This window comes from Pseudomonas sp. MF4836 (assembly GCF_002018875.1).
Classification (GTDB): domain Bacteria; phylum Pseudomonadota; class Gammaproteobacteria; order Pseudomonadales; family Pseudomonadaceae; genus Aquipseudomonas.
In genome coordinates this window covers 19,579-44,956 of sequence record NZ_MVOL01000002.1, presented here as the reverse complement: position 1 = coordinate 44,956, position 25,378 = coordinate 19,579, and the positions used below count along the sequence as shown (strand labels likewise).

General features: G+C 64.9%; 21 protein-coding genes. 6 read left to right on the top strand and 15 right to left on the bottom strand.

Annotation, left to right across the window (positions count from 1 at the left end):
• Positions 1–6: 6 nt before the first annotated feature.
• The 4 genes from MF4836_RS03555 to MF4836_RS03540 form a co-directional block, all read right to left on the bottom strand.
• Positions 7–288 (bottom strand): type II toxin-antitoxin system RelE family toxin, encoded by a 282-nt coding sequence (locus tag MF4836_RS03555; protein ID WP_078469186.1) that lies wholly within the window; start codon positions 286–288, stop codon positions 7–9.
• Positions 278–523 (bottom strand): type II toxin-antitoxin system Phd/YefM family antitoxin, encoded by a 246-nt coding sequence (locus tag MF4836_RS03550; protein WP_078469185.1) that lies wholly within the window; start codon positions 521–523, stop codon positions 278–280. Before MF4836_RS03550 ends, MF4836_RS03555 begins: the two co-directional genes overlap by 11 nt.
• A gap of 65 nt (positions 524–588) precedes the next feature.
• A complete protein-coding gene (locus tag MF4836_RS03545) occupies positions 589–834 on the bottom strand; it encodes a DUF2789 domain-containing protein (protein WP_020296390.1) in 246 nt (81 codons plus the stop codon).
• Positions 835–885: 51 nt separating this feature from the next.
• Positions 886–1,347, bottom strand: a complete 462-nt coding sequence (locus tag MF4836_RS03540; RefSeq protein WP_020296389.1) for an aminoacyl-tRNA deacylase — start codon at positions 1,345–1,347, stop codon at positions 886–888.
• Between the two features lie 234 nt (positions 1,348–1,581).
• Here MF4836_RS03540 and MF4836_RS03535 point away from each other — a divergent pair, with 234 nt between their 5' ends.
• Together MF4836_RS03535 and MF4836_RS03530 are read left to right on the top strand one after the other, a co-directional pair.
• A complete protein-coding gene (locus tag MF4836_RS03535) occupies positions 1,582–2,952 on the top strand; it encodes an NfeD family protein (RefSeq protein ID WP_078469184.1) in 1,371 nt (456 codons plus the stop codon).
• 1 nt (position 2,953) lies between these two features.
• Positions 2,954–3,712, top strand: a complete 759-nt coding sequence (locus tag MF4836_RS03530) for a slipin family protein (RefSeq protein ID WP_078469183.1) — start codon at positions 2,954–2,956, stop codon at positions 3,710–3,712.
• On the opposite strand, the gene MF4836_RS03525 is transcribed toward MF4836_RS03530, so the two are convergent.
• From MF4836_RS03525 to MF4836_RS03495, 7 genes are all read right to left on the bottom strand, one after another.
• Positions 3,701–4,678: a sulfotransferase family protein gene (locus MF4836_RS03525; protein ID WP_078469182.1), complete on the bottom strand. Its 978-nt coding sequence runs from the start codon at positions 4,676–4,678 to the stop codon at positions 3,701–3,703. The genes MF4836_RS03530 and MF4836_RS03525 overlap by 12 nt on opposite strands.
• Positions 4,666–5,457 carry an aspartyl/asparaginyl beta-hydroxylase domain-containing protein gene (locus tag MF4836_RS03520; RefSeq protein ID WP_078469181.1) on the bottom strand — a complete coding sequence of 264 codons (792 nt, stop codon included), beginning with the start codon at positions 5,455–5,457 and terminating at the stop codon, positions 4,666–4,668. The genes MF4836_RS03525 and MF4836_RS03520 overlap by 13 nt, the downstream gene beginning before the upstream one ends.
• On the bottom strand, positions 5,454–6,059 hold the full coding sequence (cysC, locus tag MF4836_RS03515) for an adenylyl-sulfate kinase (RefSeq protein ID WP_078469180.1): 606 nt from the start codon (positions 6,057–6,059) through the stop codon (positions 5,454–5,456). Before cysC ends, MF4836_RS03520 begins: the two co-directional genes overlap by 4 nt.
• On the bottom strand, positions 6,043–7,557 hold the full coding sequence (locus MF4836_RS03510) for a TolC family protein (RefSeq protein ID WP_078469179.1): 1,515 nt from the start codon (positions 7,555–7,557) through the stop codon (positions 6,043–6,045). The genes cysC and MF4836_RS03510 overlap by 17 nt, the downstream gene beginning before the upstream one ends.
• A 40-nt stretch (positions 7,558–7,597) precedes the next feature.
• The gene (locus tag MF4836_RS03505) at positions 7,598–13,645 is read right to left on the bottom strand and encodes an Ig-like domain-containing protein (protein WP_238596121.1); all 6,048 of its coding nucleotides are present in this window, start codon (positions 13,643–13,645) and stop codon (positions 7,598–7,600) included.
• 98 nt (positions 13,646–13,743) lie between these two features.
• A complete protein-coding gene (locus tag MF4836_RS03500; RefSeq protein ID WP_078469177.1) occupies positions 13,744–14,589 on the bottom strand; it encodes a sulfotransferase family protein in 846 nt (281 codons plus the stop codon).
• A 164-nt stretch (positions 14,590–14,753) separates the two neighbouring features.
• A complete protein-coding gene (locus MF4836_RS03495; protein WP_078469176.1) occupies positions 14,754–16,340 on the bottom strand; it encodes a glycosyltransferase family 39 protein in 1,587 nt (528 codons plus the stop codon).
• A 234-nt stretch (positions 16,341–16,574) separates the two neighbouring features.
• Between MF4836_RS03495 and MF4836_RS03490 the strand changes: the two genes are divergently transcribed.
• Both MF4836_RS03490 and MF4836_RS03485 read left to right on the top strand, forming a co-directional pair.
• On the top strand, positions 16,575–17,165 hold the full coding sequence (locus MF4836_RS03490; RefSeq protein WP_078469175.1) for a phage tail protein: 591 nt from the start codon (positions 16,575–16,577) through the stop codon (positions 17,163–17,165).
• A 56-nt stretch (positions 17,166–17,221) separates the two neighbouring features.
• Positions 17,222–17,533 carry a DUF6916 family protein gene (locus MF4836_RS03485; protein ID WP_078469174.1) on the top strand — a complete coding sequence of 104 codons (312 nt, stop codon included), beginning with the start codon at positions 17,222–17,224 and terminating at the stop codon, positions 17,531–17,533.
• Here MF4836_RS03485 and MF4836_RS03480 read toward each other — a convergent pair.
• From MF4836_RS03480 to MF4836_RS03465, 4 genes are read right to left on the bottom strand one after another with little or no spacing between them, the layout of a single operon-like run.
• Positions 17,526–18,020, bottom strand: coding sequence for a GNAT family N-acetyltransferase (locus tag MF4836_RS03480; protein ID WP_078469173.1), 495 nt, complete (start codon positions 18,018–18,020; stop codon positions 17,526–17,528). The genes MF4836_RS03485 and MF4836_RS03480 overlap by 8 nt on opposite strands.
• A gap of 27 nt (positions 18,021–18,047) precedes the next feature.
• On the bottom strand, positions 18,048–20,144 hold the full coding sequence (locus MF4836_RS03475; protein ID WP_078469172.1) for an efflux RND transporter periplasmic adaptor subunit: 2,097 nt from the start codon (positions 20,142–20,144) through the stop codon (positions 18,048–18,050).
• A complete protein-coding gene (locus MF4836_RS03470) occupies positions 20,144–21,463 on the bottom strand; it encodes an efflux RND transporter periplasmic adaptor subunit (protein WP_078469171.1) in 1,320 nt (439 codons plus the stop codon). The genes MF4836_RS03475 and MF4836_RS03470 overlap by 1 nt, the downstream gene beginning before the upstream one ends.
• Positions 21,460–22,239 carry an efflux RND transporter periplasmic adaptor subunit gene (locus MF4836_RS03465; protein ID WP_078469170.1) on the bottom strand — a complete coding sequence of 260 codons (780 nt, stop codon included), beginning with the start codon at positions 22,237–22,239 and terminating at the stop codon, positions 21,460–21,462. Before MF4836_RS03465 ends, MF4836_RS03470 begins: the two co-directional genes overlap by 4 nt.
• A gap of 252 nt (positions 22,240–22,491) precedes the next feature.
• Between MF4836_RS03465 and MF4836_RS03460 the strand changes: the two genes are divergently transcribed.
• A complete protein-coding gene (locus MF4836_RS03460; protein WP_078469169.1) occupies positions 22,492–24,657 on the top strand; it encodes an outer membrane assembly lipoprotein YfiO in 2,166 nt (721 codons plus the stop codon).
• 3 nt (positions 24,658–24,660) lie between these two features.
• Positions 24,661–25,374, top strand: a complete 714-nt coding sequence (locus MF4836_RS03455) for a DUF3142 domain-containing protein (protein ID WP_078469168.1) — start codon at positions 24,661–24,663, stop codon at positions 25,372–25,374.
• Positions 25,375–25,378: the final 4 nt, after the last annotated feature.

Here is a 25,378-nt window from a genome sequence, read left to right as displayed (position 1 = left end):
AATGACTCAGCGTTTTTTGGCTCGCTCGTAAACCGTGCCGCGTTCACGCTTGCCAACCGCCACCACGGAAACCACCACCCGTTCGTCTATCACCTGGTAAACCAATCGGTACCCGGAGGCCTTCAATTTGACTTTGTAACAGTCAGGCATGCCATGCAGCGCATCGCCAGGCACTCGCGGGAACTGCACGCGCTCCACGAGTTTCTTCTTGAACTGCTCACGCAGCGTATGCCCCAGCTTGTTCCACTCTTTAAGCGCAGAAGGCAGGAACTCAAGCTTATAAGTCATCCAGACTTACCGATATCGGGGTCTCCTTGCTGCGCGCCCGTACGATTTCCGCCAGCTCCAGATCATCAAGCCGCTCCATCATGGCCTCGAAAACATCAGCCGGAACCATGTAACCCATGACCCGGTTGTGGTTTAAAACCGCCACCGCCCCCCCCTGGGCGCCACTGAGCACAGCAGAGGGGTTTCTCTTCAGTTCCGACACACTGACGGCTTTATCAGCCAACACACTTTGCATAATTAAGACCTCAAATTAGTACCTAATTCTGGTCTAAATTTCGCATAGTGACAAATGTGCCCTTTCTACCCCCCACGCCCCTTGCGCAACAACACATCCAACTGATCCACCACCTCCGCCCAATCGGCATCCTCCAGCACTTCATCGCGCAAAAAGTCCGCCTGGCTGCGGGACCAGAAGAACGCGTCCGCCAGGTGCAGCTCGGGCTTGAGCGGCGAATGGGTGGCGATAAAACGCTCGATGCTGATCGGGTCGTCGGGCAGGCCGAGCTGCTTGAACAGCGCCGGCAGGCTGTGGGTCGGTGACTCCATGGGGGGCTCCTGGATTTGCAAAGGGGCCGGGGTGAAAAGCGCCCGGGCCGGTTAGTGGCTGACCTCGCACACCTCGGCATGGGGCACCATCTTCAGGTACTGCTCCATGCTCATGTGCACCAGGTTGTGATGGTTGCCAGCTTCGACGTAGATGTCTTTCTGCCGTGTCAGCAAGGGGTCTATGACCATGTCCAGGCCGTAGGCTTCGCCGAGGGCCGGCACGGCGCCCCGTTCGCAGTCCTGAAACAGATGGGCCAGGGTGCTTTCGCGGGTGATCTGCCATTCGCCACTGCCGCGGACCTTGCTCAGGTCCAGGTGCCGGCTCGCAGGCAGGACCGCCATCAGGTAATGCCCATGGTGGTCGTCGAGGACCACCGATTTAGCCACCCGCTCGGCGGGCACCCCGGCCACTCGCGCGGTCTCCAGGCTGCTGGCCGAATGCGGATGAGTCACCACATCAAATTCGCAATGCGCCTGCTCCAGGCTGCGTTGCACGGTTTTTGCCATACGCATGCTGCACCTCGGTGTCCGCCACAGGGTTGCCGGACTTGGGTTGACCACCTGTTGCTCACTGCACCTGAGTCTAGGTCGCGCCAGGGGTCGCCACCACCGCCCGGCCGATTAACTTCCCAACGGCACCCGCCGTGCAGGGCTGCACGATTCGGGCGCCCGCTTGCTCAACTAGACTCAAGCACAAGGCCAGCGAACGGATGGACGTCCCGGTGCATGACTCTCCAGGAGGGTCATATGAACAGAGGTGGATGGCGGGCAGTGCTGCTCGGGTTGTTGATCGGTCTACCGGTCGGGCCGGCCTGGGCCGTGGACCCAGTGGTGGTGCTGACGCTGAACGATGTGATCAGCCCGGCCAGCGCCGACTATGTGCTGCGCGGCCTGGACCGGGCCGCCGCCGAACACGCGCAACTGGTGGTGATCGGCATCGACACCCCGGGTGGGCTCGACACCTCGATGCGCGCGATCATCAAGGCCATTCTCGCCAGCCCGGTACCGGTCGCCAGTTTTGTCGCCCCCAGCGGTGCGCGGGCGGCCAGCGCCGGGACCTACATTCTCTACGCCAGCCATATTGCCGCCATGGCCCCTGGCACCAACCTGGGGGCCGCCACCCCGGTGCAGCTCGGCGTCCTGCCAGGGTCCGCCAACCCGCCGGCCGCACCGCGCAGCGACAAAGCCACCACCCCCGACCCCGCTGTCGACAGCCTGACGCACAAGCAGATCAACGATGCCGCGGCCTACATCCGTGGCCTGGCCCAACTGCGCGGGCGTAACGCCGAGTGGGCCGAGAAGGCCGTGCGCGAAGCCGTCAGCCTGCCGGCCGAAGAGGCCCTGAAGATCAAGGTGGTGGACTACCTGGCCGACGATCTTCCGGGCCTGCTCAAGCAGTTGGATGGCAAAACCCTCAACGCCGCCGGGCAGGCGGTACAGCTGCATACCCTGGGCGCAGCGCTGACTCACCATGACCCCGACTGGCGCACCCAACTGCTGTCGCTGATCACCCACCCCAGCGTGGCGATGATCCTGATGATGCTCGGCGTCTATGGCTTGTTTTTCGAATTCGTCAGCCCCGGTACGGCGCTGCCCGGGGTGCTGGGAGGCATCTGCCTGTTGTTGGGCCTGTATGCCCTGCAGTTGCTGCCGGTGAACTATGCGGGCGCAGGACTGATCCTGCTGGGCATCGGTTTTATGGTGGCCGAGGCCTTCTTGCCGACCTTCGGCGTGATCGGCTTCGGCGGCATCGTCGCCTTTATCGCCGGCTCGGTGATCCTGATGGACACCGACATCCCGGGTTATGGCATCCCGCTGCCGCTGATCGTCAGCCTGGCGGTGCTCAGCGCCGTGCTGCTGGTGGCCCTGGCGAGCCTGGCACTGCGCACGCGACGCAAACAACCGGTCAATGGCGATGCTGGGCTGGTGGGCAGCGTGACCCCGGTGACCGCCGTAGACATCGACCAACCCTGTCACGGCTGGGTCCAGCTGCAGGGCGAACATTGGCAGGTCCTCGGCGCCAGCCCCTTGCACACCGGGCAAGCGGTGCGCGTGATGGCCCGCCAGGGCCTGTATCTGCACGTCACAGCGGTCGCATCCGCGCCGCAAGGAGAATGAGATGGGCCTGGAAATAGGTGTCGGGGCGCTCGTGGCGCTGCTGATTGTGCTGCTGGTGTCGACCTTTCGGATCCTGCGCGAATACGAACGCGGCGTGGTGTTCCAGCTCGGGCGCTTCTGGCAGGTCAAGGGGCCGGGGCTGATCCTGCTGATTCCGGTGGTGCAGCAGATGGTTCGCGTCGACCTGCGCACCGTGGTGCTCGACGTCCCACCCCAGGACGTGATCACCCGCGACAACGTCTCGGTCAAGGTCAACGCGGTGCTCTACTTCCGGGTGCTGGACCCGCAAAAAGCCATTATCCAGGTCGAGGATTTCCTCATGGCCACCAGCCAACTGGCGCAGACCACCTTGCGTGCGGTGCTGGGCAAGCATGAGCTGGACGAACTGCTGGCCGAGCGCGAACGCCTGAACATGGATATTCAGCAGGTGCTCGACGCGCAGACCGACGCCTGGGGCATCAAGGTGGCCAACGTCGAAATCAAACACGTCGACCTCAATGAATCCATGGTCCGCGCCATCGCCAAACAGGCCGAAGCCGAACGCGAACGCCGAGCCAAGGTGATCCACGCCGAGGGCGAGTTGCAGGCCTCGGAAAAACTCATGCAGGCCGCCGAAATGCTCGGCCGCCAACCCGGCGCCATGCAGCTGCGCTACATGCAGACCCTGAGTTCGATTGCCGGTGACAAGACCTCGACCATCGTCTTCCCGCTGCCGATCGAACTGCTCAAGGGCATGGCCGACCTGTCCTCAAAACCCTGAACCCGCAGCACGGCCCCGAGCCTGCGCCGCGCGCAGGCTTTCCAGGCGTGCGTAAGGCCCTCGGGCCCAACGCTCCACCTGTTCTCGCAGCAGGGGCGAGGCCTCATCGCGCTTGCTCGCGCCGTCGGCCACAAACACCTGGTCGGGCTGCTTGGCATGTTGTTCAACCCTGGAAAAAGCCCGCGCGCACTGCTCGGCGTCGAGCCCGAAAAACAGCGCCAGACGCCCGGCCATTGCCTGGGGCAGCTCGCTGTAATTGACCGCCAGCCCCTGGAACTCGACGCAGCGCTCCAGCCCCAACTGCAACAGCCGCCCCAGGCGTCGGGCGATAAACGCCTCGCGCTCGAAACCGCTCTCGGCATCATCCAAAGCACTGGGCCCGATCAACCCCGGCACCATGTGCATGCCGCTGCGACGCAGATGAGAGACAGCAATTTCCAAAGGCTCGCGGTACACGAACAACCAGGGGGTCGTGGCAAAGCAGCGGCGTAGCAAGGGCAGCTCACCGATGTTCCAGGCATCGAGCTTGATCACCAGGCGCTGTTCCACAAAGCCCCGGGCCTGGCCATAGGCACTGATCAGGCCCCGCAGCGCCGGCACCAGGGTGTCGGCCGGCAGCCCGCTGCGCAGCAGGCTATCGAGCGGCGGCGGTTCGCTGATCACGGTGCAGTGATCGAGCGCCGCCAGCATCTGGCTGATCAGGGTCGAACCGCAGCGCGAGGCGTGGCAGATAAAGGCCTGGGGCTCACACCCCGGGCTCTCGGCCTGCCATTGGCTGAGGGTCGCCAGTGGCGTCTCGCGCCGAAACGCCTGGTTGAACGGCAAGCGCAGCGCCGCATCCACCGCCTCGCGGAAAAACGGCTGGTGCAAGGGCGTATCGCCAAACCAGCACCAGTCGACCCGCCACTGACCCTGGCGCGCAAAAATACGAATCGGCAACCAGCCGTGCAGGTTCAGTGGCTCCATTGTTCATTCCATTGGCGACGGCCCTGGCGCATTGCCGCGCGCACCTGGTCGGCGCTGATGCCCAGCCCGTGCTGCGCCGCCAGCGCCAGGGTGCGAGCGATAAAGGCTTCGCTGTCGGTCAGCGCCTGCAGGCTCTGGCACAGGTGCGGATGGTCCTCCAGCAGCTGGCGGAACTGAGCGAACGCGGCAGCGGCCGCCCCCTCTCCCGGGGCCGGAGTCGTGGCCGAACCGGCTTCGATGGTCTGGCTCAGCCAAGGGCCGGGGCGGCAGTCGAGCACCAGGTGAATCCGCTCGCTGCGGTCCCGGTTGTCCACGCTGTGGGGCCGTGAAAGATCGAGAAACCAGCATTCGCCCGCGGCCAGCGGCATGCGCTGGCCATCAAGCATAAAGTCGACCAGCGGCGGGCTGAGCAAGGGGATATGCAGGCGCAGATCAGCTTCGGGCCCTTGCAGATCGTAGTCGCGGTGCTCGAAGATCCGGCTGCCCGGCCCCACCCGCAGCAGGCGCGCCGAGCGGATCTCAAGCCCGAGGTCGCGCAGGGCCTGCTGCCAGCGCGGATCACGCTGCCAGGGCTGGCGCTCGACTGAGGCGCCCTGCCCCGGCGCCAGTTCAGTGAGGGCGTCCTGCGGCGCAATCAGCGCTACGCCGCTCCAGTCCCCCTGGTAGTACTCGGCATTGAAATGGCGCTGCCATTGCTCCGGCCTGACCTCGGCCAGGGCTTGCAGCAAAAGGGGCAGATCCAGGCTGACCGGCAGCCGCGCATACGCCACTCGACTCATGACTGGGGCAGTACCCGGCACTCGCCCAGCCAATCCAGCAGCCGGGCCACGCAGGTTTCGACGGAACCGTGGCCGGTGTCCAGTTCGAGCGCCGCGGCAAGCGGCACTTCATAGGGCGCGGAGACTCCGGTAAAGCTCGCCATCTCGCCACGTCGCGCGCGGGCGTAATGGCCCTTGGGGTCACGTTGTTCGCACACCGCCAGGGAGGCGCTGCACCAGACTTCGTGGTAGTCCTCGCCCAGGCGCTGGGCGAAGAGTTCGCGCAGCTCGATCAGGGGCGCAATCATCGCCATGATCACGATCTGCCCATTGCCCACCAACAGCGCCGCCAACTCACTGGCCCGGCGAATGTTTTCCCAGCGATCGGCTTCGGTAAAACCCAGGTCGCGATTCAGCCCGCCCCGCAGGGCATCGCCGTCCAGCACCAGGCTTTGCGCGCCCAGGACGAACAGCTCGGCGTGCAGGGCCTGAGCCAGGGTCGACTTGCCCGCAGCCGGCAACCCGGTGAGCAGGATCGCCGCACCGCGATGGCCATTGCGGGCCTCGCGGCGGGTGCGGCTGATGCTGGCCGTGGGTGCCTGCAGGTCACTGCTGCCGGGCATGGACCACCGGCGCCGCGATATTACCCGCCGCCCAATCGGCTTCCCGACCGGCCATGGCCGTGGCGATGGACTGGACCTGGGTCGATTGCAGCTCATCCGGCAGCGGGTCGAGCCCGGCGCTGGCGAAGATCTGGCCGTAGGCATTGCGCAGGTCGGCGTAGGACAGGTCACGTCGCAGGTCGGTCTGCAAGGTATTGAGCTCGCCCTGGATCAGGTCCAGCTCACCCAGGCCGTTGGCCTGATAACGATTGCGCAACTGACCGACGATCTGCCCGTCGATATTCGCCAGCTGCTGGTTGGTCTTGAACTGGCGCATGGCTTCACGGTAGTTGGCGTTGGCCACGTAGAGCTGGGCCAGCACCGCGATCGACATCGCCTGGCGCCGCGCGGTGGCCACTTCTTCACCGGCCTTGGCGACGTTGATCGCCGCCGGTGCGGAGATCACGTTGAACAGGTTCCAGGTGACCTTGACCCCGTAGTCGGCCCACTTGTCGTTGACCAGAAACGAGTTGCTGTCGTAATGCCCGCCTGCGGAAAATTCCAGCCCCGGCAACAGGCGCAGCATCGCCTTGCGGGTTTCCGCCGAGCTGATGCGGCTCTGGTAGTCCTGTTCGCGCAGTTCCGGACGGCTGGCCAGGGCTTCCTGTTCCAGCACGGCCATGTCGACCTTGAGCTCGGGGATTGAATAATCATCCACGGTCGCCAGGGTCAGGTGGGTGCCCAAGGGCAGGTTGATCAGGGTCGCCAGCTCGGTCTTGGCCAGGGACAAGGCGCGACGCTGCTCTTCGAGCTGGCGTGTGGCTTCGATCAGCGAGCGCTGGTAACCCAGGGCCTGCACCGGGTCACCGATCCGCTGTTCACTCATGCTCTGGCTGTTGCCCCGGGCTTTGTCGACCCGTGCCATGAGGCTGTCGATCTGGCCGAGCAGACGCTCGGCGGCCACCGCCCGCCAATAGGCCGAGCGCACGTCCTGGACGATGGTGTTGATCACCTTGCGCCGCCGTTCCTGGACGATCAGGCGTTGGTCACCCTGCTGCTTGGCACTGATGTAGCTGACCCCGAAATCGAGCACGTTCCACACCATGGTCAGGTCGGCCACATTGCGGTCGCGGTCCTGGGAGGTCGAGGGTTCCAGGGACTGGGTGCCGGTGCGCACGCTTTCGCTGCTGGAGGCGCTGACGTTGTTGCGCCCGGCGTAGCCTGCGGAAAGCGCCATGCGCGGCAACATGTCGAAGCTGGCGAGGTCCAGCTGCCGCTTGGCCAGGGCCTCCTCCATGATTTTCAGGCGGCCTTCGAGGTTGTACTTCACCGCGCGGGCCATGGCCTGGTGCAAGGTCAGCGGGCCGCTGAGCGGCTCCTGATCCTTGTACATGCTCGACAGGTCGCTTTTCGCGCGCTGCTCGCTGACGCTGCGTTCGATGGGGTCGCTGGTGACCGCGCAACCACTCACTACCAGCGCCAGCAGGCTGACGCCGAACAACTTCTGACTGTTTCTCATCCCTGAATTGCCCCTGGGAACTGCATCGATTAAGTGAGTTTCAAGCCTGCATTTCGCTGATGCCGGCCTGTTCGAAAGCATAGGTCAGATCCTGGATCTGCCGTTGTTCATTGTCTTTGAGTTGCTGCAGTTGCTGGCCCAGGGTCGGCGCGCCAAATACCCCGCGCAGCCCCTGGGTTGCATCACTGCTGATCGAATGCTTGCCGAAGGCGTTCAGGGAGTCGCTTTGGGTGCCCGAGTCCTGGTTGAACAGGCTCGACAGGGTGCTGCTGCCGAACACCCCGCCATCGCCACCGCCAAAGCCGAGGAAGCCGCTGCCATTGCCGTCGCCACCGCTGTCGGTGCTGAACACCTGGGCGATAAAGCTTGGGGCCAGCGCACCGTTATTGATGAATATGCTGCCGATTGGCGGCAGGCCGCCGCCGCTGGTGCGTTGCTCGAACAGCGGCGGCATCACCAGCGGCGAGCCCAGGTCACCGCTCGGCGGGCCGAAGATGATCGGTTGCAACGGGACGTTGGGCAGTGCGGGCGGTGCCACCGGCTCGCTGACCCGGAACTCCGGATCGCCGGCCAGGGACACCGTGGTCACCGAATAATTGTTGGAGTTGGCAAAGCCGCTGCCGGCGTTGCCCGCCAGGTCGGTGTAACTGCTGTTGTCCAGGGTGATGAAGTTGCTGGGGTCGGTCAGGTTGGCCGTCGGCGTCAGGGTCGCGGTCCAGGTCTTGCCACCATCGCTGGTGGCCAGGTTGGACAGGGAACCGTTAGCCACGCTCAGGTCCGACAGATCGAAACCGGTGACGGCTTCGCTGAAGGTGATGGTCACGGTGGTGGTCTGGCCGGCAGTCAGGCTCGGGTTGGCGACCACGATGGTGGCGCTCGGCAGATCGGCATCGACCCCATAGTTGTTGGAGATGGAGATACCCGAGCCCTGGTTACCCGCCAGGTCAGTGACCTGACTGGTATCGAGTATCACCAGGTTGGTAGCGTCGGTGACGCCAACCGTCGGGGTCAGAGTCGCGGTCCAGGTCGTGCCGCCATCGGCGCTGGCCAGGTTGGAGAGCACACCGTTGGTCACGTCCAGGTCCGACAGGTCAAAACCGTTGACCGCTTCGCTGAAGGTGATGGTCACGGTGGTGGTCTGGCCGATGCCCAGGTGCGCGTTGGCCACCGAAATGGTCGCCGTCGGGCGCTGGGTGTCGATGCTGTAGTTGTTGGAGTCGGTGCTGCCGCTGCCAGTATTGCCGACGGCGTTGAGCACTCCAGTGTTATTGAGCGTGATCAGGTTAGTGGTGTCAGTGACATTGCTGCTCGGGGTGAAAGTCGCGGTCCAGGTGACGCCACCATCGCTGCTGGTGACGTTGCTCAGGGTGCCGTTGGCCACGCTCAGGTCCGAGTTGTCAAAACCGCTGACCGCCTCGCTGAAGGTAATGGTCACCAGGGAATCGCCACCGGCCAGCAACGCCGGGTTCGCCACCACGATGCTGGCGGTTGGCTGCACAGTCTGGATGCTGTAGTTGGCGGAGGTGGTCACACCAATACCGGCGTTGCCGGCCAGGTCCTCGATCCCGGCGTTGTTCAGGATGATGAGGTTGCTGATGTCGCTCACGCCGCTGGTCGGGGTAAAAGTCCCGGTCCAGGTAATGCCGCCATCGCTACTGCTGACTGTGCTCAAGGTGCCATTGACCACGGTCAAATCGCTATTGTCGAAGCCGACCACCGGCTCGCTGAAGGTGATGATCACCAGCGAGGTTTGCCCCGCCAACAGCGCGGAATCGGACATCACAATGGTCGCGGTCGGACGCAGGCTATCAATCACATAGGCGTTCGAGCTCACGTTACCGCCGCCCGCATTGCCAGCACCATCGGTCACGCCACTGCTGTCCAGAACAATGTGGTTGTTGGCCTGGTTGATGCCCCCGACCGGGGTCAGGGTTGCGGTGTAAGTAATGTTGTCGCTGGTACTCAGGCCGCTCAGGATGCCGTTGTCGGTGGTCAGGTCGCCGAGGTCCAGACCGCTCACAGCCTCGCTGAAGGTGATGGTCACCACGGACGAACCGCCGACCCCAAGGTGATCGGTGTCCACCACCACAGTGGCGGTCGGACGCTGGGTATCGACCGCATAGTTGTTGGACACACTGCTACCGACGCCGACATTGCCGGAACCCGCCGCCTGGACCCCACTGTTATCGAGGATGATCTGGTTGCTGGCGTCCGCGACATTGCTGCTTGGGGTAAAGGTCGCGGTCCAGGTGATGCCGCCATCGCCGCTGGTCACAGCACTCAAGGTGCCGTTGCTGATCGTCAGGTCGGCGTTGCTGAAGTCAGTCACCGCCTGGTTGAAGGTGATGGTCACCAGCGAGGTTTCGCCGATGCCCAGGACCGGGTCCGAGATCACGATGGTGGCGTTGGGACGCACGGTATCGATGGTGAAGTTTGTCGAGTTGGTGATACCGATACCGTCATTGCCAGCCAGGTCCTTCACCCCGGCGTTGTTCAGGCTGATGAGGTTGGTGGTGTCACGCACGTTGACCGTCGGCGTGAAGGTCGCGGTCCAGGTAATGCCGCCGTCGCTGCTGATGACTGCGCTCAGGGTGCCGTTTGGCACGCTCAGGTCGGTGTTGTCGAAACTGGTCACCGCCTCGCTGAAGGTGATGGTCACCGTGGTGGTCTCGCCCGCGGTCAACTGCGGGTCGGCCACCACAATGCTCGCCGTGGGTACCAGGGTATCGATCGCGTAATTGTTGGAGTCCGTGGTGCCGACCCCGGCGTTGCCGCTGAGGTCCTGATAGGTGGTGTTATTCAGGGTAATCAGGTTGCTGGCGTCTTCAACGGCGCTGCTCGGGGTCAGGGTCGCGGTCCAGGTAATGCCGCCGTCACTGCTGCTCAGGGTGCTGAGGGTGCCGTTGGCAATGGTCAGGTCGCTGTTGCTGAAGTTGGTGACCGCCTCACTGAAGGTGACGGTCACCAGCGACGTTTCACCCGCCTTTATCGAGCTGCTGGCAACCTCTACGGTGGCCGTCGGGCGTACGCCATCGATCCGTACATTGTCGGAGTCGGTGGTGCCGCTGCCGGCGTTGCCCGCCGCGTCATGCACGCCGCTGTTGTCCAGGGTGATGTGGTTGGTGGCGCTGAAGATGCCGGGTGTCGGGGTGAAGGTCGCGGTCCAGGTGAGGCCGCCGTCGCTGGTGGCCAGGTTGCTCAGGCTGCCGTTGCTCACCGCCAAGTCGCCCAGGTCGAGATCGCTCACGGCCTCGTTGAAGGTAATGGTCACGGTGGTGGTCTGACCGATACCCAGGTTGTTATTGCCGAACACGATGGACGCGGTGGGACGCTGGGTGTCGATCGAATACTGACCGGAGGTGGTGCTGCCGCTGCCGGCGTTGCCCGCTAGGTCACTGACACCGCTGTTGTTCAGCGTAATCACATTGCCGGTGTTTTTAATGCCGGCGGTCGCGGTCAGGGTCCCGGTCCAGGTCAGGCCACCGTTAAGGGTGGTCAAGGCGCTCAGGGTGCCATTGGCCACCGCCAGGTCGTCGGTGGTGAGCCCGGTGACCGCCTCGCTGAAGGTGATGGTCACCACAGACGTGTCATTGATGCTCAACGAAGGGTTGGCCACCACGATGGTCGCCGTCGGCAACACGGTGTCGACCACGTAGCTGCCGGACGTCGAATCGCCGATCCCGGCGTTGCCGGCGGTATCGGTGTAGAGGGTGTTGTTCAGGGTCACGATGTTGCCACTGCTGGCGTTGCCGGCCACGGGCGTCAGGGTCGCGGTCCAGTGGATGTTGTCGCTGGTGCTCAGGTTGCTCAGGACACCGTTGGTCGCGGTCATGTCCGCCAGGCTAAAGTTGCTCACCGCCTCGCTGAAGGTGATGTTCACCGTGCCGGTGGCGGTGGTGCTCAGGGTCGGACCGGTAAAGGTGACGGTCGCCGTCGGCCTTACGGTGTCGACGCTGTAGTTGCCGGACAGCGTGTTGCCGACCCCGGCCAGGTTCAGCGACACGCTGGTGACGCCGGTGTTGTCCAGGGTGATATGGCCAGTGCCGATGACACCGGCATCAGGGGTAAAGGTCGCGGTCCAGGTCTTGCCGCCGTCGCTGGTGGCCAGGTTGCTCAGGACACCGTGGGGCGCCGTCAGGTCGGCCAGCGTGAAACCGCTGACCGCTTCGCTGAAGGTGATGGTGACCTGGGAGGTGGTGCCGATGTGCTGGGCCGGGGTCGTGACCACAATGGTCGCGGTCGGCGACGGATCGTAGGCCGTGTTCGAGGTGGCGCCGACATCATTGAACAAGCCGGGGATCGCCGTCGGCGAGACGCCTTGCGAGGCCGTGGAAACGGTGGTCAAGCCGCCTACGCCACTGCCCCCGGCGTTGTTGGCCGCGTTCAGGGCGGCAAAGTTGGCCACGGTGATCAGCACCGAGCCTTTGTTCCAGATGGCACCCACGCCCCGGCCAGCCTCGCCGCCGTTAAGTTCGGTACCACTGCCCACCATCGAGCCCCCACCACCGCCGCCGCCGGCACCGATATTGCCGGTAATCACCGACGTACCGACGATGGTCAATTTGCCGCTGCTGGCGTTGTAGATACCCCCGGCCGCCGAGCCGCCCTTGCCCCCGGTAAAGTCCCAGCCGGAGCCGCCGCCACCGCCGCCGATCGACAAGCCGCCAGCGGATGCGGTTCCGCCCGCAGAGCCATTGGAATAGCCGTACGTATTGGTCGTGCCGGCGCCCCCGGTGGTTGACCCACCTTGGCCGCCCATATTCATCGTCGCCCCGTAGGAACCACCGTGACCGCCATGGTTGGCCGTGCCCGAAGTACCGGCGTAGGTCCCGGTGCCATCGCCGGCGATGCCGCCATTGCCGCCGGTCCCCCCACCGACCGCACCGCCGCCGCCGCCAGCGCCACCAACCGTTGGCGCAAGCACACCGCCGCCACCGCCGCCGCCCGAGGCCGCGTTGGCCGTCACGCTGACGTTTTTCAGGGTCAGGTCGCCGAAGTTGCTGATCCCTGCGCCCAGGGCATCGGCCGCTGCAAAACCGCCATTGCCGCCATTGCCGGCGCTCAGGCCACGGGTAATTACCAGGCCGTCGAACACCACCTTGGTCCCGGCATCGACCTTGATCACGCTGGTCTTGTACTGGCCGTCGAGGGTGATGTCGGCGGTGCCGTTGTTGTCCAGGTCACCGTCGAGGGTGATGTTCTTGGTCACTTCCAGCCGAGTATTCAGCGCTACAGAGCTGCCGCTGAGGGTGTCTTTGAAGGTCACGATATCGCCGTTCTGCGCGCTCGCCAGTGCATCGCGCAACGAACCGCCGCCGCTGTCATTGAGGTTTTGCACGGTGATCGTGGCCAGTCCCCAGTCGTACCCGGCCATGGCCTGGCTCGACAGCGCGTTGACGCTCTCGATGCTGCCGGTGGCGATTTCCAGGGTCCAGTCGCCGCCGATGCCGGTGCGATTGGTGGAGGCGGCAATGTCGCGCCCGGTGAGTGCGGCCAGGGAGTCGACGAAGCTGATGCCGCGCTCGCCCTGGGCGGTGTTGCAGGCGTAGATCAGGATATCGCCGCCGACGTTCATGTCCTTGCCAATCTCGGCCAGTACCGCGCTGCGCTCGGCGACGTTGTCCGCCGACAGGTAGCTGTTGCCCAGCCACAGGTCGCCGGCATTGCCGTGGGCGATGATCTGCACCGAGCTGACGCCCTGGTGCTGGTCCAGGTAGTCGGCGATCTGCTGCAGGCCGTCGCGGGTCGCGTCCAGCTGCACCACTTGAGTGCCGGGCGCCACGTCCTTCAACAGGTCGGCGGCATCCTTGACCCGGGAGTCGACGAACACCACGGTCTGCCCGGGCACCGCGTTCGGTGTGGCGGCCAGGGGCGCATCGGCCTGGTCATGGCTGTCACGGGTGCCGGTGGTGGCATTGGCGTTGCTGCCGGTGGCCGGGTGATCGGCCGAGGCCGGGGCCTTGGCTGCGTCTGCGGTAGGGTCCGCCGTGGGGTGGCTCTCGGGTTGCGCCGCATCGGCCACGGTAGCCGCCACCGCGCCGTCGAACAGCATGCGCGGTTCAAGGGACATGATCAGTGGCGAAGCCATGGCTCTGGCCCCTTGGGTAACCCGCGACTTACCTTTGCTCCACCACATGCTGCTCACCCGAACTCGAACGTTTACTTAAGGGAAATAAAAAACCGCGATCAACTGATCGCGGTTTCGGCCTTCATGCGTATGACATTGGCTGCGCTGGCCGAGCCGTCGAGCCAGAAGGACAGCTTGGAATACTGCTCGAACAGATCCGGCGGCAGGATGGTGCGCCGCGATTGCAGGGCCACCCGGGGCTTGACCTTGTGCAGCCCGGCCACGCCCAGGGCCTGGTCGAACTCCGGCGCATCGTAGGCCAGGTGTTCGAAGTCATGCTCGAACCAGGGCTCACCGATGAACTCGTAGACCAGGCGCATGACCCGCTCCGGCGCCTGGCTCAGCAGGTCGTAATCGACAATCAGCAGGGAGTCGGCGTGCTCGCCGTAATACGCCTCTTTCAGCGCCGCCCAGGCAAACCCCACCAGGCGGTTGCGCTGGGCCAGGGTTTCGACTCGGCTGTAGACGGTGTTGCGCTCGACATCGTCGTTGAACAGTTTGGTGTTTTCGAAAGGGTTGGCCCGATACAGGCGCTCGATGCTGTCCATGACCCAGGCCACGTTGCGCACACAGGCAATGACTTTGCACTGGGGAAACAGGTCGGTCAGGGCCGGCAGTCGCGAGCACCATTGGCGATTGGTGTCGAAAATCACCGGTTTATCGGCCTTGTCGGCGTAGTAGGAGTCGAACAGCCCGCCCAGCAGGCGCCGGCGCATGGCCGTGTCGATCACCGAGCCGAACTCGCTGCCGGCGCTGCACTGACCCAGGACGCTGGCGAACAGCGACCCGACCGGGCTGGTCATGCCGGCATGAAAACGCGGGTTTTGCAGAAGAATGGCAGAGAGCAGGGTTGACCCTGAGCGCGGCAATCCAGAGATAAAGTGGAAGTTGGGCAATCCCTTCACCTGCGATTCAGTCCATTTTGTAGGACAAAGCGTAGCGTAAGGAATTGTTTCTAACTAGTAGTATTTTGATATCAACGGCCGGGGTTTTAAGTCGGAAAACCCCCATAACCACGGGGGTTTCCGGCAAAAGTCGTGTCGGCGGCTCTACATCGGCCTTCCCAGCCTCAGCGGGTGCCACAGGGAACATGACAAGCCTCATATAAAACCGCCTGGGTATCGCCTCCCGCATGCTGGTCAATTTTCCGCCAACCACTGGGAATGGACGGAAACTCGTCCGGTGCCTCCCGGCTCATCACCAGCCAGACCCGGCCGTTGCCCTGGGGCAGGTCTTGCAGGTGGTCGAGGTAGACCCCGGCGTTTTCATCGATCAGCGTGCCGAAACCGTAGCTGTTGGGTCGGGTGGACACGCCGGCGGCGGTGGGCGGCGTATACAGCCTGGGGGCGGTCGCGCTTTGGTCGTAGTAGCCCCAGGTGAGGTACCAGAACATATCGCCGAGGACCACCTGATCCCCCGCCTGGGTATGGCGGTTCATGTAGGCGACCAGGTCATTGAACTGGTCGTCGGCGTCCACCGTGTAGTTGTTTTTCAGCCCCACGCCCTCAACGGCCAGCACCGCCAGCAGCAAGGCCAGGGCCAGGACCTTGAAGCGCCGGGCCAGGCGGTCGATACCCAGGGCCAGGATGATCGCCAAGCCCAAGGCCGGCGCGGTCAGGTAGCGCTCGATAAACACCGGCGAGACAAACGACACCCCATACAGCACCAGCAACGGCAGCGCGCTGTAGAGCACCACCAGGGTGGCAAACCGATAGCGGCTGCGGTCGGTGCAGACTACATAGACCATCATCGCGGCCAGCACGCCGGGCAGGGTCAGCAGCAGCCACAGCGGCATGCCTTCAGCATCGTCCTGGGCCATCAGTTGCCACAGCATCGACGGCATTGAGCGCAGGGTGACCGCCGGCTCCCAGCCGACATCCCCACCCACCTCCAGGGCATCCATGTGCAGCACCAGGTCGATCAACCCCGGCAGCCAGGGCAGGAACAGCAGCACGATCGCCCCATTGGCCAGCCACCAGTCGCGGCGGGCGATATAGCGCTGGGCACCGGCGAAAGGGGCTCGCAGCACCAGCAGATACGCCCAATGGGCCAGCACACAGAGTGCGGAAAAATAGTGGGTATAGAACGCCGCCGCCATCAGCAGCGCGTAGATCGCCAGGTAACGCCGGCGCTGCGGTGCGCGAACCCAGTACACCAGCGCCAGGGTCGCCCCCAGCAGCCACACGCCCATCAACGAATACATGCGTATTTCCTGGCTGTAGCGCACGGCCGTGGGCAACAGGGCCAGCAACAGACAGGTGAGCATCGTGGCCCGGCGGCTGGCGATCAGGTGCGCCAGCCAGGTACCGAGGAACACCCCAATCACCCCGGGCACCGCGCTCATCATGCGGATCGATTCGATGGAGTCGCCGAACAGGCCGATCCAGGCCCGCAGCAGCATGAAATACAGCGGCGGATGCACATCATGGGCCGCATGGAACCAGATGCCCGCCAGGGGAAACTGGGCCAGCAACAGGCTGGAGCCCTCGTCGCCCCAGATCGCCGCCGCCGTCAATTGATACAGGCGCGCGCCCAGGGCCAGGGCCAGCAGCGGTATCAGCCAGGGCGCGCGCAGCAGGTGCAGAACAGAGTGCTCAGCCGCGACGGGCTGGCGGTAAGGCAGGTTGGCCACTTCATCGTTATTCGGAACGCCCATCACCATCCTCGACAAATCGTCCACTGCCACCGGCAGGGCATGACGCGCTGATTGTAGGCCACACGCCTCGCAATCCACGCAGTTGTTCCAATCGCGACCTCAACCGAATTAATGCCAGACGCCGCCCAAGGTTAGGTCTACGCTTGCTCTCGGTGCAAAGCAGACCCGGCAGACCGCACCGCGGCTGCCAACGGGCAGGGCACCTCACTCAACACAGCGCAAGGACTAGGATCTATGGATGTATATCTTGGCAGTATCCAGATGCTCGGCTTCAACTTTGCCCCCAATGGCTGGGCATTGTGCAATGGGCAAGTGATCGGCATCGCGCAGAATTCGGCGCTGTTTGCCCTGCTCGGCACCTACTACGGCGGCAATGGCCAGACCACCTTCAACCTGCCCAACCTGCAAAGCCGGCTGCCCATGGGGATGGGGCAAGGGCCTGGCTTGTCGCCACGGCCCATCGGCGAGATCGGCGGCGTCGAGCGCTTGAATGTATTGACCAGTAACGTGCCAGCCCAGGCGATTCCGACTAACTCGCTGACCGTCACCACCACCGTCAACCTGGCAAACGTTCCCAGCAATCCGCTCACCGCCCCCACGCCGACCAATTCCTACATCGGCGCCTCCATCTCCGGCGGGCCACCTTCGGCAGCGATTTTCTCGGACCAGCAAGGTGCCTCGCCGGTCCCGCTCAAGGGCACCAGCAGCAGCATCGGCGGCACCCTGAGCACCGTCGGTGGCAACGTGCCGCTGGAAGTGAGCAATCCGTTCCTGGCGGTGAACTTCAGCATTGCCTTGCAAGGGATCTTCCCTTCACGCAATTGATCCAGCCGCTGGCCGGGGCCTAGTGCTCCGGTTAGTGGTTTTTCAGGAGAACATCAATGCTGCAACAGGTTTGCAACGAACACTTCCTGGCACTGGTGAACCAGCCGTGCCCGCTGTACCTGCCCGACGGCAGCCCGTTGCCGGTGCAAGTCGAAGCGGTGGTGTCGCGCCCGCAATCGCGCCTGCCGGAAAACACCCGCATCCCGTTCAACGTGCAGTTGCGCAGCCTGCAACCGACCGACTTTGTCGATGGCCTATGCGCTCTGGAGCTGCCGCAGTTGGGGCGCGTAGAAGCGATTTTTGTATCTCGCGAGCCAGCGCTGGGTCGCGACCCGGCCCAGGGCTACTTCAACATCATCTTCAACTGACCCCCGGGTACCACACCAGGCGCTCGGCGCCGGGTGTGCTTTCCTCGACCCGAAACCCCAGCGCCAGGTAATGCTGGCGCGCCTGGGGGTTGCTGGCCCAGACCACCGTCGCCACCGGGCAGCGCACCTGTTCGGCGGCCTTCTGCACCCCTTGCAGCACCGAGCGGCCATAGCCCTTGCCCCGCGCCCCGGGGATGAACGCCAGGTACAGCACACGGATTTCATTGGGCCCGAAGTCGGCACTGAGCACGCCGATCGGGGTGTCGAGCTTTTCCACCACGTAGTGAAGGGCGTCGGGGAAGTTGTCGCCGATGCCCCGTTCCTGCACCAGAAACTGCTGGGCCACCACCTGCGCCACCACCTCGGGTTCGGCGTCGATCAACTGCAACTCGGGCCGGGCCGACTGGTAAAGGCTCTGCATAAAGGGCCCATCCGTGGGCCGCGAGGGGCGCATGGATAACCCGGCGGCGGACGAACTGTTCAACATCGGCTGTACTCCCTCAAGACCTGATCACTAGAACCCGCTTTCCCGCACCCCTAGCGCCGCCAGGCGCCGCCAGGCCGTGCCCAGCAACGACTCGCTGCGCCCCTGCAACACCGCCACGCCGCGCAGCGGATGGCTCGGCGTCGGCACTTCTTCGAGCAACCTGAGGCGGGCACCGTACTGCGCCTGCACCGGCTCGGGCCGGCTGTTCTCATCACGGCGCACGGCAATCGGCCCGTGGTGGTCGGAGGTCAAGGCCTCCAGGTCGATGGCGGCCACGCCATTGACGTCCACATCCACCAGCTCCAGCGGCCAGGCCGGGCGCATCGGGTCGTCGGCGATAAAGCGCCCGCTTGCCCCCGGGGTGACCCGCCACAAATCGGCTTCAGCCAGGTAACCGCGCACCCGGGTGCCGCCCTCGACAATCCGCGCCAGGGGCTCGCGGGTTGACACCCAGCGCCCGGCCACCAGCTGCGGCATCAGGTCCCGCACCTGGCCGGCCTGGGGTGCGCGTAGCAGCAGGCGCTCGCGCCGGGCCTGCAAGCCGCGATACTCGGCCACCGCCTCGGCCAGGCGTTGTTCAAGCACGCCGACATCCGCCGCTGTTTCGCTGCGACCGGCCTGGCGCCGCATCTGCAATTGCAGGATGTCGATTTCACGCCGCACGATCACCAGCCGCGAGTCGATATCCGGCGACTCCAACTCCACCAGCAACGCGCCCTGGGCCACGCTCTGGCCGTCTTCGACCAGCACCTGCTTGACCCGCGCCGCCACCGGCGCATGCAGCGCGGTGACGCGCCCGGCTTCGAGCATCGCCGGCACTTCGACGCTGCTGCGCCAGGGCACCGCCAGCAGCAGCAACAACGCCAGCAGGCCCAGGCCACTGAGCAGCACGCGCGGGGTGTGGGCCTGTTCGCGGCGTGCCCACCACTGGTAACCCTCTTTGCAGATCGGCAGGAAGATGAACCACACCAGCTCCACCAGCATCAGGAAGATGCCCAGCAACTTGAAGAACAGGTGATACACCGCCAGGGCGATCCCGAAGAACAGCGCCGCACGCCACAGCCACGAGCCGTAGCCCCACCACAGCAGGCGCCGCTGCATGGGTGGCGACCAGGGCTCGGGCGCCGGTTGGCCATAGCCGAACAGCACTTCGCGCAGGTGCCAGCGGCACAGGGCAAAGGCCCGGCCTTGCAGGTTGTCCACCTCCCACAGATCGCTGAGCAGGAAATACCCGTCAAAGCGCATGAACGGGTTGAGGTTGATCACCAGGGTGGTGATCCAGGTGGCGCTGGCCAGCATAAAGGCGGCGGTGCGCGCCGGGCCGTCCGGCAGCAATGACCAGGCAAGTAACGCGATGCACGCCAGCAGCAATTCCGCCAGCACGCCGCCGGCCCCGATCAGCAGCCGGGCGCGCCGGTCGTTGACCCGCCAGGCATCGCTGACATCGGTGTAGAACATCGGCAACAGCACCATGAACGCCACCCCCATGCTCTGCACCCGACACCCCGCGCGCTTGGCCATAAAGGCATGGCCGAATTCGTGGCACAGCTTGGCGAAAAACAGCGCCGCGCCGAACGCCAGGGCCCCGCCGAGGCTGAACAGATGGGGAAAGGTCGCGAGAAACCGCTGCCAGTCCCGCGACACCAGAAACACCCCAAGCCCCAGGGTGATCGGCAGGCCAAACCGCAACAGGTGGGGGCCGAAGCGCTGCAACCACGGCCAGGCGCGATTGAGAAAGGCGTCCGGGCGCCACAGCGGAATTCGAAAGAACAGGTACTGATGCAACAGGATCTGCCACAGGCTCTGGCGCTGCGCCGCGGCCTTGTGGCTGTAACTGGAGCGTTGCTCCGGGTCCAGCGCGCTGATCAGGTCATGGGCCCGCAAGAATCCCAGCAACTCCTCCAGCTCGCCTTCGCTCAATGCCAGCCCAGGCTCGCGGTTGGCCGCTTGCAGCACCTGCTGCGCGTCGCCCAGTGCCCAATGGCGCAACAGGCGGATCGCCGCCGCCCCCAGCTTGAAATAACGCCCGCGCACCGGGTCGGCCAGGGTCCAGCGCGGCGAGCCATCCCGGGCCGCAGCGGCGGCCGACAACTGCAAGTCGGTGCGCAGGGCCGGCAGGTTCATTACAGACCTACGCTCTGGCGCAGACCGGCCAGGGGACGGCGTAACAGATACAGGGCCAGCGGGGCCCGCTCGCCGAAGATCTTCGCCGTGCCACGCAAGCCGATCCGCGGCGGTGCCTCGCGAAAACTCGCATCGAGCCGGTAGGCCAATTGCCCGCCCGCCGTGGGCTGGGCTTCATAGGCGGCGTGTTCGAGGGTCGCCAGGTGCCGCTGCAACGGGTCGCTGTCGAGAAACAGCGCCACTTCCGCCTGGGGCTCCAGGGCAATGGCATCCCCCACCGCCAGCTCGATGCGCAGCTCGGCCTGGTTCGGATCGGCAATTTCCATCAACCGCTCGCCGGTCTGTACCGGCTTGCCGGTCCAGCGCTCGGCATCGGCGAATACCGCAATGCCATCGCGTTCGGCGCGCACTTCGCTGCGTTTGAGCAACTCCCTGGCGTAATCGCGCTCGGCACGTTTCTGTTCGACCCGCGCCGCCAGCAGGTCGATTTTCGAATTCGACTCCGCATCGGCAAAGGCACGCTGGGCATTGGCCTTGAGCTCGGCCTCGGCCACACCCAGGGCCCGCGCCGCGACATCCGCCTGGGCCGTGAGGGTGGTGCTTTCAAAACGCAGCAGCAGATCCCCGGTCTTCACGCTCTGGTTGGGTTTGACCAGGAACTCGGCAATCACCCCATCCAGCGGTGCCGCCACCACCCGCCCGCCCAGGGGCACGACTTCGGCCGGCGCCAGCACCGATTGCCGCACCGGGATCAACAGCCCCAGCAGCACCACGCCCACCAGCAACAGCTGGCGCTTGCGGGTCCAGCGCAGGCGCCATGGCTGGCGCGGTTGCAGGGCCAGCCAGGCATGGCTGTAGGTGTCGCCCAATTGCGACAACAGCACTTGTTCGGCGGGATTCCACGCGGTGTCCCGGGCCAGCCACAGGCCGCCGAAAACTTCACCCTTGCGATCGAGCAGCGGCAACCAGAACACCTGGGCCGCCGACAGGCCCTGCCAATCGGCGCGCACCGAGTCGCTGACCATATCCGGCGTCACCACCCGCGCCTGCTGCAGCTGTTCACGCTTGAATAGCTGCGCCACGGCATGTTCGACGAAGGCCACGAACGGCGCATTCGGGTCGAGGCTGCTGACCCCGGTCACCGCGCGCACCTTGCCGGCGATCAGCAGTGCGGCATGGCGAAAACCGAACAGCGCCTGGCCGTCATTGACCAGGCTGTAGGCCAGCTGCTCCACGGTCGACGCGGCGCGGGTCTGGCGTTCGAGGTCGAGAAAGCGGGCGAATACCTGTTCCGCCGAGCCCGACAGCGGCGCGTTCATGGGGACTCCGTAAACCGCGCCGTGCCGCTCATGCCCGCCAGCAGCCCGGCGGCACTGGGCACCGTGGCCACCAGCAGCAGGGTCTGGCTGCCCTCGTCGATTCGCGCGCCCAGGCGCTTGACGGTGGCCGTGAGCGACTGCCCGGTTTCATCGGGGATAAAGCTGAAGGTCTGCCCGGGCTTGAGTTTGCCCATCCAGCGCGACGGCACCAGCAGGTGGATTTCCAGGGTGCGGTTGTCGACGATTTCCAGCAGCGGCGAACCGGCCGCCACGCTCTCGAAGCGCTGCACCTTGCGCTGCACTACTTGGCCGTCGAAAGGCGCGACCACGCTGCAACGCTTGACCTGCACCTGATAGACCTGGGATTGGGCCTGGGTTTCGGTGAGCTTGGCCTCGGCCCGCGACACCTCGAAACGCCCCACCGAGTTCAGCGCCGCCAGTTGCTTGTTGTGGGCCAGCTCTTCACTGGCACCCCGGCTGGCGGCCTGCGCGGCATTGAGCTGGGCCTGATAGGCCGAGCAGTCGAAACGGGCGAGCACATCGCCCTTTTTGAAGGATTCGCCTTCACTGAAAGGCAGTTCGACAATCCGCCCGGACAGCTCGCTGGCCATCATCGCCTGGTCGCGGGCGCGCAGTACGCCACGGGCTTGGGTGCTGGTCGAGCTGGCGTCCGAGGCCGGGCTGGCCAGCAGCGGATCGTCGGCGACGGGAGTTTGCGCTTGCGCCAGGCACGCCAGGCAGGTCAATCCGAATCCCAAACCACGAAAACGCCGCATAACCTTTACTCCCTGTCGGATGGGCGGAGTCTACGACAGCGAGGGTGAGCGTCAAGCACAACGCCATCATCTTTATCGAGCCTCCGCTGCCATTTCACGCCGCCCGCTCTAGCCCGGGCCTGTTACCTGCTCACCCGAAAAAGGTTCGCTGGAATCAATACGCCAGCCAGTAGGTACGTCCCGGGAGCTTCTGTATGATTTGCGCCACTATCGGACCACCGCACTTCGTGCTTTAGGGATTAGGGACAATTCATGCGTATCGGTTTTCTGTCATCTGTGTCACTGGCGCTTGGCGCCGTCTGCGCGACCCCGGCCTATGCCAGTTTCGACGAATCCATATGCGAAGTGCTCTGGACCCCGCAAGGCAGCGGCGCCTGCAACAGCGTGCCGTTCCTGAGCCCGAACAACGACAGCCGGACCAACCTGCGCCTGCTGATGTCCGACCAGGGCACCCTGCCCCTGAGCCCTGTCGCCCTGAGCAACAATGACCTGCAAGCCGGCTACGGCCCGGTGCCGTTCGACCTGATGCGCCTGGACCCGGAGCCGGAAAACGCCACGCCCGCCGCACAGGATGCGCTGGTCGCGCGCCTCGACCAGCAACTGGCGCAACTGGAGTTGCCGGCGGTGGCCACCCTGGATCAGCGTCCGCACTTTATCGAGGGCGAAGGCAACCGCTGCCGCAGTAACAACCTGGAAAGCGCCAGCGCCTTTATCGGCCAGTTGCTCGACACCCCGGAACTGTCGACGCAGGAACGCAGCGACCTGGCGGGCGAGCGCATGCAGATGCTGCAAGTCTGTGAGTGGGAGGCCGGGAATGCCGAGGTACTGATCGAAGATCAGCACTTCTCTGCAACCGGCAAGGCCTTCGCCAATTACCTGCGGGGCGCCGCCGAGTTCTACAGCGGCCGCTTCGACAAGGCGACCCAGCGTTTCGCCAGCCTGACCGACAGCCCCCAGCCCTGGCTCAAGGAAACCGCGCTGTACATGAGCGCGCGCATCCCACTGAACGCCGCGCAAGCCGACACGTTTGATGACATGGGCCTGCCGGACCTGAACAAGGTCGATCGGCCCAACCTGCAATTGGCCGAGCAGAACCTGGAACGCTACCTGGCGGCCTACCCCCAGGGGCACTTCAGTGCGTCGGCCAAGGGCCTGCTGCGCCGGGTGCACTGGCTGTCCGGCGATGACCGCAAGCTGGCCGAGGACTACAGCTGGCAACTGCTGCACGCCACGCCCGCGCAACGCAATATCAGCCTGCCGGAGCTGATTCAGGAGACCGACAACAAGCTGCTCGGCACCGAGGCCCCGGATATCCGCACCCCGCAGTTGCTGGCGGTCGAGGACCTGAGTCGCATCAGCGCCTACCAGGGCACCTTCAACCTCAAGCAGCTCCAGGCGCAAAAGGCCGTGTTCGCCGAACAGCCGGCCCTGTTCGACTACCTGCAGGCGGCGGCCTACCTGAACCTTGAGGACAAGCCGCAGCAGGCCCTGGCGTTGTTGCCAGGCAGCGTGCCCGCGCAACTCGATTACTTCGCCTTCAGCCAGCAGGTGCTGCGCGGCCTGGCGCTGCACAAGACCCAGGACTGGAAGGCGGCCGAAGCCCTGTGGCTGGAGCTGCTGGGCAAGGTCAAACAACCCTTGCAGCGTGACTACGTGGAGCTGGCTCTGGCCTGGAACTACGAGTTCAGCCAGCGTCTGGACAAAGTCTTTGCCGCCGACTCGCCGATCAAGACCCCGCAACTGCGCTATCGCCTGCAACGCCTGAGCGCCGACCTGCCGCTGCTGCGCCAGCAGGTGACCCAGGGCGTGGACGCCGGCGAACGCGACAGCGCCCTGTTCGTGCTGCTCTACAAAGAGCTGTTGCGCGGCCAGTACGCAGCCTTTGCCGAAGACTTCAAGCGCATGCCCGCCAGCCCTTCGCCCGACAAGCTCGGGGTCGGCATCGGCTACTTCTACGACAGCGGCAAGCCGCTGGCGATGTTCAACTGGCAAGGCGAGCCGGGAGAGTCCGGCTACGGCTGCCCGAGCATCGCCGAGATCGCCGCCGTGTTGCAGGCCAACAACCAGCAGCCCAAGGGCCTGAACTGCCTGGGCGAGTTCATTCTGCGCAACGGCCTCGACCATTCGCCGCTCGATGCCGCGCCGTATAAGGGCGAGCTGGGCTCAAGCGGTATCGACGCCAAGCCGGCGGTGTTTTCCCGCCATGACGGCTATCGCCAGGTGATCGACAACCAGCACGCGCCCAAGGACGATCGCGCCTACGCGCTGTTCCGCGCCATCAAGTGCTACGCGCCCTCGGGCAACAACAGCTGCGGCGGCACCGATGTCGAGCCGGCGGTGCGCAAGGCCTGGTTCCGCCAGATCAAGGGCACCTACGCCGATACCCAGTGGAGCAAATCCCTGCCGTATTACTGGTAACCCATGAACGCTCTGTTGCGCGCTGGATGGCTGCTGGCCGTATTGATCAGCAGCCAGGCCTGGGCCGCGGTCGACGCCGGCGACTATGACGCGTTCTGGTTATGGAGCGGGGTCAAGCCGCAGCCGGTGCTGGCCCAGGCCAAGAGCCTGTACATCCTCCAGGGCCAGATCAGCACCTCGCGCCGCCAGCCGGAACGCGGCGTGCGCCTGATCGCCCAGGGCGTCTCGGTGCCGCGCCTGACTCAAGGTGAAGTGTGGGTGGTGTACCGCGCCCATACCCTGCGCTGGCCGGAGCCGATCTACGCCCAATTGCTGGGGCAGGTGCAACGCTGGCAACAGGCGGGCAACCCGGTGGTCGGGATCCAGATCGACTTCGACGCCGGCACCCGTTACCTGGATGAATACGCCGACTTCCTGCGCGACCTGCGCCAGCGCCTGCCACGCCAATACCGCCTGAGCATTACCGGACTGATGGATTGGGGCAGCAACGCCGACCCGCAAGCCATCGGCCAGCTCAAGGGGGTGATCGACGAGGTGGTGGTGCAGACCTACCAGGGCCGCCACAGCATTCCCAATTACGCAGCCTACCTGCCGCGCCTAGACCGCTTGGGGCTGCCGTACAAGGTCGGGCTGATCCAGGGCGGTGCCTGGACCGAACCCGCTTACCTGCGCGATAGCCCCTGGTTCAGGGGCTATGTGGTGTTTTTGCAGAACTAGGGCT

What these genes read in the sequence shown, in the direction of transcription:
- MF4836_RS03505 (WP_238596121.1), bottom strand. Translation starts at nt 13,645, where the DNA reads ATGGCTTCGCCACTGATCATGTCCCTTGAACCGCGCATGCTGTTCGAC.
- MF4836_RS03470 (WP_078469171.1), bottom strand. Translation starts at nt 21,463, where the DNA reads ATGAACGCGCCGCTGTCGGGCTCGGCGGAACAGGTATTCGCCCGCTTT.
- cysC (WP_078469180.1), bottom strand. Translation starts at nt 6,059, where the DNA reads ATGCCCGGCAGCAGTGACCTGCAGGCACCCACGGCCAGCATCAGCCGC.
- MF4836_RS03480 (WP_078469173.1), bottom strand. Translation starts at nt 18,020, where the DNA reads ATGTTGAACAGTTCGTCCGCCGCCGGGTTATCCATGCGCCCCTCGCGG.
- MF4836_RS03545 (WP_020296390.1), bottom strand. Translation starts at nt 834, where the DNA reads ATGGAGTCACCGACCCACAGCCTGCCGGCGCTGTTCAAGCAGCTCGGC.
- MF4836_RS03530 (WP_078469183.1), top strand. Translation starts at nt 2,954, where the DNA reads ATGGGCCTGGAAATAGGTGTCGGGGCGCTCGTGGCGCTGCTGATTGTG.
- MF4836_RS03540 (WP_020296389.1), bottom strand. Translation starts at nt 1,347, where the DNA reads ATGCGTATGGCAAAAACCGTGCAACGCAGCCTGGAGCAGGCGCATTGC.
- MF4836_RS03555 (WP_078469186.1), bottom strand. Translation starts at nt 288, where the DNA reads ATGACTTATAAGCTTGAGTTCCTGCCTTCTGCGCTTAAAGAGTGGAAC.
- MF4836_RS03455 (WP_078469168.1), top strand. Translation starts at nt 24,661, where the DNA reads ATGAACGCTCTGTTGCGCGCTGGATGGCTGCTGGCCGTATTGATCAGC.
- MF4836_RS03460 (WP_078469169.1), top strand. Translation starts at nt 22,492, where the DNA reads ATGCGTATCGGTTTTCTGTCATCTGTGTCACTGGCGCTTGGCGCCGTC.
- MF4836_RS03535 (WP_078469184.1), top strand. Translation starts at nt 1,582, where the DNA reads ATGAACAGAGGTGGATGGCGGGCAGTGCTGCTCGGGTTGTTGATCGGT.
- MF4836_RS03475 (WP_078469172.1), bottom strand. Translation starts at nt 20,144, where the DNA reads ATGAACCTGCCGGCCCTGCGCACCGACTTGCAGTTGTCGGCCGCCGCT.
- MF4836_RS03465 (WP_078469170.1), bottom strand. Translation starts at nt 22,239, where the DNA reads ATGCGGCGTTTTCGTGGTTTGGGATTCGGATTGACCTGCCTGGCGTGC.
- MF4836_RS03520 (WP_078469181.1), bottom strand. Translation starts at nt 5,457, where the DNA reads ATGAGTCGAGTGGCGTATGCGCGGCTGCCGGTCAGCCTGGATCTGCCC.
- MF4836_RS03495 (WP_078469176.1), bottom strand. Translation starts at nt 16,340, where the DNA reads ATGGGCGTTCCGAATAACGATGAAGTGGCCAACCTGCCTTACCGCCAG.
- MF4836_RS03510 (WP_078469179.1), bottom strand. Translation starts at nt 7,557, where the DNA reads ATGAGAAACAGTCAGAAGTTGTTCGGCGTCAGCCTGCTGGCGCTGGTA.
- MF4836_RS03550 (WP_078469185.1), bottom strand. Translation starts at nt 523, where the DNA reads ATGCAAAGTGTGTTGGCTGATAAAGCCGTCAGTGTGTCGGAACTGAAG.
- MF4836_RS03485 (WP_078469174.1), top strand. Translation starts at nt 17,222, where the DNA reads ATGCTGCAACAGGTTTGCAACGAACACTTCCTGGCACTGGTGAACCAG.
- MF4836_RS03525 (WP_078469182.1), bottom strand. Translation starts at nt 4,678, where the DNA reads ATGGAGCCACTGAACCTGCACGGCTGGTTGCCGATTCGTATTTTTGCG.
- MF4836_RS03490 (WP_078469175.1), top strand. Translation starts at nt 16,575, where the DNA reads ATGGATGTATATCTTGGCAGTATCCAGATGCTCGGCTTCAACTTTGCC.